Consider the following 10981-nt stretch of genomic DNA (forward strand, 5'->3'; position numbering starts at 1 on the left):
CCCAACCCCCAGCCCCTCAAATCACCCCCTCCGCCTTCAACCCCTCCAGCTCTTCGGAGCCCAGTCCCAGTTCGCCCCCGTACACCGCCCCGTTGTGCTCGCCGAAGCGGGGGGGGAAGGAGAGGGACTGGCCCTGCGCCTTGAGATAGGGGGTCATGTAGGGAGGGGGCGCCAGGGTGACCCGGAAGCCGGTCTTGGGGTCCACGGTCTCCAGGAGCCGGGGCTTGACCGCCGGGTCCTCGCACACCTCGAGCACGTCCTGCACCTTGGAGATGGGGATCAGGGCCTTGCGGAAGGTCTCCAGGAGCGCGTCGGTGGCGAACTGCCGGGTGGCGGCCGCCATCTTCCCGTTGAGTCGTCCCACGTCTTCGATCCGGCCCGCGTTGGTGGCGTAGGCCGGGTCGTTCAACCCCTCGAAGCCCGGCAGAGCCAGGAGCCGCTGCCACTGCACGTCGTTGCCCAGGGCCACGTACACGTACCCGTCCTTCGTGGGATAGACGCTCACCGGCGCGAAGAACTCGTGGGTGGCGCCCCGGCGGGTCATCACCTTGCCGAAGCTCTTGGCCATGGCGATGGGTTGGGTGAGCCAGGAGACCGTGGAGTCGATCATCGCCAGGTCGATTCGGCTGCCCTCGCCGGTCACGGCGCGCTGGTAGAGGGCCCGCATCAGCAGCCCGTAGGCGTGCTCGCTCGTGCCCATGTCCGGCAGCGGAATGCCCACCACCTGGGGGCTGCCCCCCGCCTCGCCGGTGAGGTCCATGAGCCCTCCCCGGGCCTGGAGCACCGGGTCGTAGGCCGCCTCGTTGGAGTCGGGGCCGAAGCCGGTGAGCCCGAGCCAGATGAGGTCAGGCTTCACCGCGGCCAGGGTCTCGTAGGCGATGCCCAAAGGCCCGTAGTTCTTGGGCAGCTGGTTGGTGGCGAAGACATCGGCCTCGAGCTCCACGATCAACTTCTTCAAAAGTTCCTGGCCTCTGGGGTGCTTCAGGTTGAGGGTCACCGCCTCCTTGCCGGCGTTGATGGAGAGGAAGTAGCTCCCCATCGCGTCCTCTCCGGGCGCGAAGGGCTCCCCCACCTTGCGGTTGGGGTCTCCGAGCTGGGGGTGCTCGAGCCGGATCACCCGCACGCCGTCCTGCGCCAGGCGATAGGTGAGGTAGGGCAGGACGGTCGCCTGCTCCAGGCTCAGGACGGTGAGGTTTCGGAGGGCGTCCATGGGCTGCGCTCCCGCTGTTTGAGAAATGCAATGCTGTGTTCTACGCAATATAGAAAACCGTTTTGACCGATCCCTCGACGGAGTCTAGCGTCGCCCCGAAAATCTGTCAACCGATCATTCGACAGCCTTCCGTTCCGGCGCTTATCTCCGCCAACGCCGCTTCGTTTGTCGCGTTGACATGCCATTCCTCGTCTGCTACCGTTCCCCACGGCCTGCCGGCGGCGGCGGGCACATTGTTCTATTATGCAATATGTTGTTTGTCTGGCGCTGCCGGGGCGCTACCGTGCCGTTCCTGGCTCAGGCTGCTCCTACGGGGCGCCCCGGTCCGGGTGCCCCAGGGCGGTTCCCCGGCAGCGGGGGTTCGCCCGCCGCGCCGGTGGGGCAGGTTCCAACCGCAGTGACCCGGGAGAGCTCGCTTTCCACAGGAGAGGAAATGCTCCGCCTTCCCCCGACCCCGGTGATCCGCCCCCAGGATCTGCGTGAGGCCCTGGAGGCCTTGTCCGGACCCGGCGCGACTCGGGTACTGGCCGGGGGCACCGACCTCCTGGTGGCGTACAAGAACGGGCTCGGAGGAGGCGCGGCCCTGGTTTCCCTGACTCGACTGCCCCTCGGCGGGATCGAGGAGCGCGGCGGCGGCTGGTCCCTGGGCGCGACCACGACCCTCGCGGAGCTGATCCGCTGGGCGCCGGCGGGCGCGCCCTCCTTGCAGGAGCTCTCCCGGGCCGCCGCCCTGGTCGCGGCCCCCCCGATCCAGAGCCGGGCCAGCCTGGGCGGCAACCTCTGCCTGGACACCCGGTGCTGCTTTTACAACCAGTCCGCCTTCTGGCGGAGCGGCCGGCCCCCCTGCCACAAGGCCGGGGGCGAGGTCTGCCACGCCGTGCCCGGCAGCCCCCGGTGCCACGCCTGCCACCAGGCCGACCTGCCGCCGCTCTTGATCGCCCTGGGCGCGGCGGTCGAGGTCGTGGGCGCCGCCGGATCGAGAACGATGCCTCTGGAGGAGCTCTACTCCGGAGACGGCCGGGTGCCCCTGCGCCTGGGCAAGGGCGAGCTCCTCACCCGGGTCACCCTGCCCAAGCCGGCACCGGCAGCGGGGGCGGCCTACGAAAAGCTCCGGCCCCGCAAGGGCCTCGACTTCCCGGCCGCCGCCGCGGCCGTCTGCGTGCAGCGGGACGGCGAGGGCCGGTGCAGCGCCGCCAGCGTGGTCCTGGGGGCCGTGGGTTCGGGTCCCCTGCGAGTTCCAGAGGCCGAGGCGGCCCTCATCGGCTCCAGGCTTGAAGAACCGGCCCTGGGTACCGCCGCCGAGGCGGCCCGCAAGGCCGCCAGGCCGGTCAAGAACGCCGATCTGACCCCCCCCTACCGCAGGAAGGTGGTCGGGACCCTGGTGGCCCGGGCCGCCCGTCGCGCCTGGGCCGCGGTCGGACCCGAGGGAGGCGCCCCGTGAGCCGCCCGAGGAAGCTCCCCATCCAGCTCCAGGTGAACGGCACGGCCCACGAGCTCCTGGTAGCGCCCGAGCGCACGCTGCTCGAGGTGCTCCGGGAGGACCTGGGGCTCACCGGCGCCAAGGAGGGGTGCGGCGTGGGCGCCTGCGGCACCTGCACCGTGCTGCTGGACGGGAAGCCCGCGCGCTCGTGTCTGACGCTGGCCTGCGAGGCCGAGGGCCGGGAGGTCCTCACCATCGAGGGTCTGGCCGAGACCTGGCCGGGCCGGGCGCAGGAGGAGCTCCACCCGGTCCAGGAGGCCTTCGTGGAGCGCCACGGCATCCAGTGCGGCTTCTGCAGCCCGGGCATGATTCTCACCGCGGTGGCGCTCCTGGACGAGACCCCCCGGCCCACCGAGGCCCAGGTCCGCCACGCCCTCTCGGGGCAGGTGTGCCGCTGCACCGGCTACGCCAAGATCGTGGACTCGGTGCTGGCCGCGGCCGAGCGCCTCCAGGAGGTGAAGCCGTGAAGCCGGGCCGCACCATCGGCAAGAGCCTCCCCCGCCGGGACGCCCGGCTCAAGGCCACCGGCGAGGCCCGCTACACGGCGGACGTGAGCCTGCCCTACATGCTCCACGCCGCGGTGCTGCGAAGTCCCCACCCCCACGCCCGCATCCTCAAGCTCGACGCGACGCCGGCGCTGGCGCTCCCCGGGGTCAAGGCCGTCGTCACCGCCGCCGACGCCTCGGGGGTCAAGTGGGGGGTCTTTCGCTACACCCGGGACCAGGAGTTCCTGGCCCGGGACGTGGTGCGCTACATCGGCGAGGAGATCGCGGCGGTGGCGGCCGAGACCGAGGAGCTGGCCCGGGAGGCGGTGGCCCGGATCGAGGTCGAGTACGAGGTCCTGCCCGCGGTCTTCGATCCCCTCTCGGCCATGGCACCCGGCGCGCCCCGGGTGCACGAGCACGCGGAGCGCAACGTCAACATCCACGTGCCCATCCACGTGGGCGACGTGGAGGCGGCCCTGGCCGCCTGCGACTACGTGCACACCGAGCGCACCGAGAGCGAAGAGGAGAGCTACTTCATGACCGAGCCCTACGCGGTGGTCGCCCACTGCGACCGCCAGGGCACGGTCGAGGTGTGGATGCCCAACGCGAGCCCCCACACCAAGGCCAAGGGGCTCGCCAACGCGCTGGAGCTCCCGGTCTCCAAGGTGCACGTGCGCCACGTGGCCGTGGGGGGCGCCTTCGGGGGCCGCAGCGACATGTTCCCCGGGGAGTACATCGCGGCGCTCCTCTCCCGCAAGACCCGGCGGCCGGTGAAGCTCGTCTACACCCGGGAGGAGAACTCCATCGCCATCCGCCAGGGCCACTCCATGGTGGTGGAGAGCACCTTCGGGTTCGGCAAGGACGGCACCCTCCAGGCCGCCGACGTCACCGCCTACATGGACGGGGGCGCCTACTCCTCCACCGGCCCCATCGCCACCAGCGTGCCCTTCCTGTGCTTCGAGCAGACCTACCGGGTGCCCAACGTCCGCTACAACGGCTACCGGGTCTATACCAACAAGCCCATCCGGGGGATGATCCGCACCCACGGCCGGGCCTGGGCGTGCAACGTGGACATGCAGCTCGACCTGGCGGCCCGGGCCCTGGGCCTGGACCCCATCGAGATCCGCCGGAAGAACGCCCTCCACGGGGGGGAGTACACCCCCACCCGGAGCTACATCCCGGTGATGGCGAGCGGCGAGACCATCGACGCCGTGGCCGAGGCGAGCCGCTTCCGGGACAAGTGGGGCAAGCTCCCCCCCTGGCACGGCATCGGCGTGGGGTGCGTGAGTGTGATGAGCGGCTTCCCCATGGGCATCCGGGGAGGCTCCGCGGCCATGATCAAGTTCGACGAGGACGGGGGGGCGACCCTGATTTCGGGAGTGGTGGACAACGGCCAGGGCAACGAGGGGGTGGTGCTCCAGATCGCGGCCGAGGCCCTGGGCATCCCGGTGGACCAGATCCAGCTCACCGCCTCCGACACCGAGGTGACCCCCATCGACCAGGGGGCCTACTCCCAGGCCACCACCCTGGTGAGCGGCAACGCCGTGCGCCTGGCCTGCGAGGACGCCCGCCGCCAGCTCCTGGAGATCGCCGCCGAGGCCATGGAGGCGAGCGCCGCGGACCTTGACATCGAAGACGGGAAGATCTTCGTCGTGGGCTCCCCCTCCCGGGCCATGCCCGTGGCCAAGGCCATCCGCACCGGGCTCCTCCAGGGCAAGGCAGTGCTCGGCCAGGGGAGCTTCGGGCCCAACGTGGACCAGACCCGGGAATGGATCACCAACCCCCAGGGCCAGCTCGCCGCGGCGTTCAGCTACGGGAGCGCGGTGGTGGAGGTGGCGGTGGACCCGGAGACCGGGCTGGTGGACGTCCTGGACGTATGGGTGGCCCACGACTGCGGCCGGGCCATCAACCCCGCCGAAGTGGAGGGGCAGATGGAGGCCGGGGTGGCCATGGGCGGCCACGGGGGTATCCTGCTCGAGGCGTGCCGGTGGCACCGGGGGGCGAACCTGAACACCGGCTTCCTGGACTACAAGGTGCCCCTGGCCCCGGACATGCCGCCGATCCACAACACGATCATCGAGTCCGAAGACCCGGTGGGGCCCTTCGGCGCCAAGGAGGGCGGGCTCTCCATCTCCATGTGCACCGCCCAGGCTTACACCAACGCCATCGCCGACGCCATCGGGACCTTCGTCCGGGAGTTCCCCTACACCCCGGACCGCATCCTGGCAGCGATCGAGGAGAGACGAACGTCGACAGGATGACAGGATGAGCAGGATGGAGAGGACAAGACCAACCGAAAACGAGTTCTATCCTGTCCATCCTGTCATCCTGTCCAAGAAGCGGGGTTGCGCATGAAGGCCAAGGCCATCGACCATATCTGCTTCGTCGTGCGCGACCTGGACGCCGCGGTCGCGCGCTACCGGGACACCCTGGGGATGGAGCCCGACGGGTTCTACACGGCGCCCTCCGAGAGCATCCGGGTGGCCCGGTACTACCTGGAGAACGTGGCCCTCGAGCTCATGGAGCCCACGAAGCCCGACAGCGAGGTGGGCCGCTTCCTGGAAAAGCGCGGGGAGGGGTTCTTCCTCATCTCCTACCGGGTGGACGACGTGGCGGCGGGCCTCGCCGAGCTCAAGGAGAAGCACTACCGCACCATCGACCGGGCGCCCCGGGAGCTCATGGGCAACCGCTACGCCTTCATCGCCCCGCCCCCCCAGATGCACGGCGTGCTCACCGAGATCCTGGACGGGGACTTCGACCGGAGCTATGACGACGGGGGGGATGACGCGTGACGCATCTGGTGCCGATTTCCTGGGGTCTCCGCAGGAGCGGGCTTGCTCGCGAACGACCCGTGCCTCGGCGCCCCCGCAGTGCGGTTCCCGGCCGAGCCCGCTTCTGCGCCGAGACCTGAGGCTGCACGCCATGGAGCCGACGTTCTCCTCCGTCGACGCCATCATCGAGGCCCTGGGGCGGGAGCACTACGTCGCCGAGCCGTCGCTGGCCACGGTGCTCTACCTGAGCCAGGTGCTGGAGAAGCCCCTCTTTCTGGAGGGGGCGCCCGGGGTGGGGAAGACCGAGCTCGCGGTGGTGCTCGCCCGGGCCCTGGACACGGCATTGATCCGCCTCCAGTGCTACGAGGGGCTCGACGCCTCCATGGCCCTCTACGAGTGGAACTACCCCCGCCAGATCCTGGAGATCAAGCTCCAGGAGGCCTGCGGCGACCGGGAGCGGCTCGCCGCGACGATCTTCCGGGAGGAGTTTCTCATCAAGCGACCGCTCCTCCAGGCCATCCAGCACCCCGGGCCCCGCCCCGCCGTGCTCCTCATCGACGAGCTCGACCGGGCCGACGAGGAGTTCGAGGCGTTCCTCCTGGAGCTCCTGGCCGACTACCAGATCACCATCCCGGAGCTCGGCACCGTGCGGGCGGCGGTCAAGCCCCTCGTCCTCGTGACCTCCAACCGCACCCGCGACGTGCACGACGCCCTCAAGCGCCGCTGTCTGTACCACTGGATCGACTACCCGGATTTCGAGAAGGAGTACGCCATCGTGCGGAGCCGTCTGCCCCGGGTCGAAGCCGAGCTCGCGGCCCAGGTGTGCCGGTTCATGGAGCACATCCGCACCGAGGAATACCTGAAGAAGCCCGGGGTGGCCGAGACCCTGGACTGGGCGGCGGCGCTCTTGGCGCTCAACCGCCACAGCCTGGACGCGGGGGCCGTGGAGGACACCCTGGGGTGCATCTTCAAGAACCAGCAGGACATCCAGGTCTTCCGGGGCGAGGTCTGGGCCGACGAGGCGCGGCGCGAGGCCTACCTGCGCGAGGTGAAGGAGAAGGTGTGCTGACCCCCGCCCCCCCCGACCTCCTCGACCGGGCGCGGGAGCTCCTGGCGAGCCGCGACGCCTTCTGCCTGGTCACGGTGCTCGCCTCCCCCGACCCTGCCCTGCCTCCGGGCCGCAAGGCCATCGTCCGCCGGGACGGCACCCTGGAGGGCACCCTCGGCGACGCCGGTCGGGACCGGGAGCTGCGGGAGGCGGCGGTGGAGGCGATCGCCCGCCGGCGCAAGGGCACAGCCGAGCTCGGCGGGGGCCTGCGGGTCTTCCTCGACGTGCTCGCGGCCGAGGCCGAGCTCGTCGTCTGCGGGGCCGGCCACATCGCGGTGCCGCTCGCCACCTTCGCCCGCAGTCTGGGGTTTTCGGTGACGGTGCTCGACGACCGGCCCGACTTCGCCCGGCCCGACCGGTTCCCCGGCTGCACGGTGCTGGCCGCGGACTTCGCCGAGGCGCTTCAGCGCATGCCCCTGGGCGGATCCACCTATGTGGTGGTCATCACCCGGGGCCACGAGCACGACGCAGAGTGCCTGGCCGAGGTGCTCCGCAAGCCCACGGCCTACGCGGGCATGATCGGGAGCCGCCGCCGGGTGCGCTTCGTCCTGGAGATGCTGGGCAGGGAAGGCGTGCCGGCCTCCCGGCTCGAAGAGGTCTTCACCCCCATCGGTGTGCCGATCGGCGCCGAGTCGCCGGAGGAGATCGCCCTTTCGATCGCCGCCGAGCTCGTGTGCGTGCGGCGCAAGGGGCCGGGGCGGGCCCGGGCCCTGCGGGAGGCATCGCAAGAAGGGGGGGAGCGGTGACCGACCGGGAGTTCCTGGCAAAGCTCGCCGAGCTGCGGGCTGCAAAGGTGGCCGTGTGCCTGGCCACGATCGTCGACGCTGCCGGCTCCACCCCCCGGGAGGTGGGCGCCAAGATGCTCGTGTGCGCCGACGGAACGACCTACGGCTCCGTTGGGGGCGGCTGCGGGGAGCGAAACGTCAAGACCGCGGCGCTGCGCTGCCTGCTCGCCACCCGCGCCCCGGAGTTGGTGGAAGTGGACCTCACCGACGACCTGGGCACCCGCGGCGGCGACGTCTGCGGCGGGACGATGCGCATCTTCGTGGAGCCTTACTGACTCCGCGGGAAATCGGAGAAGGTACCGTCTTTTCATCGGGAGCCTCGGGAGGAGCGAGATGACGACAACCGACGACTGAGCGCCGATGCCGGAACCTCGCCCCGCAGCCGGCTCCGAAATCCCCGACGGCCCCCTGGGCATGGCGGGGAGCATCGTGGCCTTCTCCCGGCTCCTCAAGGACGCCGGGCTGCCCACCCACCCCCGGGCGGTGGCCGACGCCTGCCGCTCGGTGGCCGCCCTGGACCTGGGCGACCGCCGGCAGGTGTATTGGGCCCTTCGCGCCAACCTCGTCTCCGACCAAAGCCGCTACGAAGCCTTCGACCGCCTCTACCGCCTCTTCTGGGACGAGGGGCTCCGCCGCCTGCCCCAGCCCCCCAATGAGCGCCTGGGCTCTCTCCCCGTCCGCGTCCCGGCGCCGCCCGCCCCGCCGGATGCGCCCCCGGACTTCGACGCCAGCGCACCGCGCCGGACTGACGGCTCGGGAGGCGCCAGCGCCGACGAAGTCCTCCTGCGCAAGGACCTGCGCACCCTGGCCCCCCGGGAGGAGCCCCGCCTGCGGGAGATCCTCCAGTCCCTCCTGGCCAAGCTCGCCACCCGCCCGGGGCGCCGCACCCGGCCGACGCCCCGGGGCCGCGGCCGGGGCCTGGCGCTTCGTTCCACCTTCCGGCGCTCCGCCCGCACCGGCGGAGAGCTCCTCACCCTGGTCCGCCGGGAGCGCAAGGTCCGCAAGCGCCGAGTCGCCTTCCTGGGGGATGTCTCCGGCTCCATGGACGCCTACAGCCGGTTCTTCCTCCTGGTGGCCCACGCGCTCGCCCGGCAGGAGCCCGGGGTGGAGGTCTACGCCTTCTCCACGCGGCTCTTCCGTCTCACCGACTTCGTTCGGGACAAGGACGCCAGCCGCGCCCTGGCACGCCTGAGCGAGGAGACGCGGGGGTGGTCCGGGGGGACGCGGATCGGAGAATGCCTGGCCGAGTTCCACCGGGAGCTACGCCGCCGGCCCCACCTCAAGGACACCGTGGTGGTCATCCTCAGCGACGGCTGGGACCGGGGCGACCCGGACCTCCTGCGCCGAGAGATGATCCGGCTCAAGGCCGCCACGGGGCGTGTATACTGGCTCAACCCCCTCGTGGGAGACCCCGATTACCGGCCCCTGTGCCGGGGCATGGCCGCGGCGCGGCCGTACCTGGACGGTTTCCACCCTGCCCACAGCGTCGAGGCGCTGGCACGGTTCGCGCGGCAGCTCGTGCGTCTGCGCTGACCCTCGAAGAGCCCAGGAGGTGCCGCCCACGGAGCCCCCATCGATCGTTTCCGCCCACCCACCCAGAGGAGCCGAAACATGGATCAGACCAAGTACCTGCTCACCGAGAAGGACATCCCCCGGCAGTGGTACAACATCGCGGCCGACATGCCCAACCCCATGAAGCCTCCGCTCCACCCGGGCACCGGGCAGCCGATCGGGCCCGAAGCCCTGGCGCCGCTCTTCCCCATGAGCCTGATCGAGCAGGAGGTGAGCGGCCAGCGCTGGGTCGACATCCCGGACGAGGTCCTGGACATCCTCAGCCTCTGGCGCCCCACGCCCCTCTTCCGGGCCCGCCGTCTCGAGAAGGCCCTGGGGACCCCCGCCAAGATCTTCTACAAATACGAGGGCACGAGCCCGGCCGGGAGCCACAAGCCCAACACCAGCATTCCCCAGGCGTACTACAACAAACAGGAGGGCGTGAAGCGCATCGCCACCGAGACCGGGGCCGGCCAGTGGGGCAGTGCGCTTTCCCTGGCCTGCAACTTCTTCGGCATCGAGGCCAAGGTCTACATGGTGAAGATCTCGTACCAGCAAAAGCCCTACCGGCGGATGCTGATGGAGACCTGGGGCGGCAAGGTCACCCCCAGCCCCTCCAACGAGACCGCGGCCGGCCGCAAGATCCTGGCCGAGACCCCAGACTCCACGGGTTCCCTGGGCATCGCCATCTCCGAGGCCGTGGAGGACGCGGCGAGCCGCGAGGACACCAAGTACGCCCTGGGCTCGGTGTTGAACCACGTGCTCCTGCACCAGACCGTGGTGGGCCAGGAGGCACAGAAGCAGATGGAGATGGCCGGGGCCTATCCCGACGTCATCCTCGGGTGCTGCGGCGGCGGCTCCAACTTCGCCGGCCTTGCGTTCCCCTTCCTCCGGGACAAGATCGCCGGCAAGAACATCGACATCGTGGGCTGTGAGCCCAGCGCCTGCCCGACCCTCACCAAGGGGCATTTCCACTACGACTTCGGCGACAGCGTGGGCATGACCCCGCTCCTGCCCATGCACACCCTGGGGCACACCTTCATGCCCGCGGGCATCCACGCGGGCGGCCTTCGCTACCACGGCATGGCGCCCCTGGTGAGCCAGATCCTCAAGGACAGGCTCATGCGCGCCGTGGCCTTCCACCAAGTGGAGTGCTTCGACGCCGGCGTGCTCTTTGCCCGCTGCGAGGGCATCGTGCCCGCGCCCGAGTCGAACCACGCCATCCGCGGCGCCATCGTCGAGGCGATGAAGGCCAAGGAGGAGGGCAAGCAAAAGAACATCCTCTTCCTGCTCTCGGGCCACGGCCACTTTGACATGGCGGCCTACGACGACTACTTCGCCAAGAAGCTCGAAGAGTACGAGCTTCCCCAGGCCGAGCTCGACAAGGCCTGGAACGCCATCAAGGGCCGGCCCTCGGCCGCCTGAGCAACTCCGGGGGACGGCCCGGCAACCGGGCCGCCCCCCGTCCGGCAACCCGGCGGGCTGGAATCGCTGCCTTCTCCCGTCGAGGGAAGGCGCCGCCTTGGGGTAGCAGTGCATCCCCAATGGCCCCCTCTCCCTCAGGGAGAGGGCTGGGGTGAGGGTGGGGCGG

The 10981-nt window shown here is 70.6% G+C and carries 10 protein-coding genes; 9 read left to right on the forward strand and 1 reads right to left on the reverse strand.

Annotated features, from left to right (window positions below):
- Positions 1-16 precede the first annotated feature (16 nt).
- The gene (locus AB1578_02405; protein ID MEW6486749.1) at positions 17-1210 is read right to left on the reverse strand and encodes a CoA transferase; all 1194 of its coding nucleotides are present in this window, start codon (positions 1208-1210) and stop codon (positions 17-19) included.
- A 433-nt stretch (positions 1211-1643) separates the two neighbouring features.
- On the opposite strand from AB1578_02405, the gene AB1578_02410 reads away from it, so the two are divergent.
- The 9 genes from AB1578_02410 to AB1578_02450 all read left to right on the forward strand — a co-directional run bounded on the left by AB1578_02410 (position 1644) and on the right by AB1578_02450 (position 10815).
- Positions 1644-2651 carry an FAD binding domain-containing protein gene (locus AB1578_02410; protein MEW6486750.1) on the forward strand — a complete coding sequence of 336 codons (1008 nt, stop codon included), beginning with the start codon at positions 1644-1646 and terminating at the stop codon, positions 2649-2651.
- The gene (locus AB1578_02415) at positions 2648-3157 is read left to right on the forward strand and encodes a (2Fe-2S)-binding protein (protein ID MEW6486751.1); all 510 of its coding nucleotides are present in this window, start codon (positions 2648-2650) and stop codon (positions 3155-3157) included. Before AB1578_02410 ends, AB1578_02415 begins: the two co-directional genes overlap by 4 nt.
- Entirely contained in the window at positions 3154-5436 is a 2283-nt protein-coding gene (locus AB1578_02420) for a xanthine dehydrogenase family protein molybdopterin-binding subunit (GenBank protein MEW6486752.1), read from the forward strand. The genes AB1578_02415 and AB1578_02420 overlap by 4 nt, the downstream gene beginning before the upstream one ends.
- A gap of 90 nt (positions 5437-5526) precedes the next feature.
- A complete protein-coding gene (locus AB1578_02425) occupies positions 5527-5967 on the forward strand; it encodes a VOC family protein (GenBank protein ID MEW6486753.1) in 441 nt (146 codons plus the stop codon).
- A 130-nt stretch (positions 5968-6097) separates the two neighbouring features.
- Positions 6098-7015 (forward strand): MoxR family ATPase, encoded by a 918-nt coding sequence (locus AB1578_02430; GenBank protein ID MEW6486754.1) that lies wholly within the window; start codon positions 6098-6100, stop codon positions 7013-7015.
- Positions 7009-7800 carry an XdhC/CoxI family protein gene (locus AB1578_02435; GenBank protein ID MEW6486755.1) on the forward strand — a complete coding sequence of 264 codons (792 nt, stop codon included), beginning with the start codon at positions 7009-7011 and terminating at the stop codon, positions 7798-7800. Before AB1578_02430 ends, AB1578_02435 begins: the two co-directional genes overlap by 7 nt.
- Positions 7797-8114, forward strand: coding sequence for an XdhC family protein (locus tag AB1578_02440; protein ID MEW6486756.1), 318 nt, complete (start codon positions 7797-7799; stop codon positions 8112-8114). The genes AB1578_02435 and AB1578_02440 overlap by 4 nt, the downstream gene beginning before the upstream one ends.
- Before the next feature lie 85 nt (positions 8115-8199).
- Positions 8200-9372 carry a VWA domain-containing protein gene (locus AB1578_02445; protein MEW6486757.1) on the forward strand — a complete coding sequence of 391 codons (1173 nt, stop codon included), beginning with the start codon at positions 8200-8202 and terminating at the stop codon, positions 9370-9372.
- Positions 9373-9450: 78 nt separating this feature from the next.
- The gene (locus AB1578_02450; protein MEW6486758.1) at positions 9451-10815 is read left to right on the forward strand and encodes a TrpB-like pyridoxal phosphate-dependent enzyme; all 1365 of its coding nucleotides are present in this window, start codon (positions 9451-9453) and stop codon (positions 10813-10815) included.
- The last annotated feature ends 166 nt before the right edge of the window (positions 10816-10981 follow it).

This window comes from Thermodesulfobacteriota bacterium, from assembly GCA_040756475.1.
In the GTDB taxonomy this organism is placed as follows: domain Bacteria; phylum Desulfobacterota; class Deferrisomatia; order Deferrisomatales; family JACRMM01; genus JBFLZB01.

What these genes read in the sequence shown, in the direction of transcription:
- AB1578_02430 (MEW6486754.1), top strand. Translation starts at nt 6,098, where the DNA reads ATGGAGCCGACGTTCTCCTCCGTCGACGCCATCATCGAGGCCCTGGGG.
- AB1578_02425 (MEW6486753.1), top strand. Translation starts at nt 5,527, where the DNA reads ATGAAGGCCAAGGCCATCGACCATATCTGCTTCGTCGTGCGCGACCTG.
- AB1578_02410 (MEW6486750.1), top strand. Translation starts at nt 1,644, where the DNA reads ATGCTCCGCCTTCCCCCGACCCCGGTGATCCGCCCCCAGGATCTGCGT.
- AB1578_02450 (MEW6486758.1), top strand. Translation starts at nt 9,451, where the DNA reads ATGGATCAGACCAAGTACCTGCTCACCGAGAAGGACATCCCCCGGCAG.
- AB1578_02445 (MEW6486757.1), top strand. Translation starts at nt 8,200, where the DNA reads ATGCCGGAACCTCGCCCCGCAGCCGGCTCCGAAATCCCCGACGGCCCC.
- AB1578_02405 (MEW6486749.1), bottom strand. Translation starts at nt 1,210, where the DNA reads ATGGACGCCCTCCGAAACCTCACCGTCCTGAGCCTGGAGCAGGCGACC.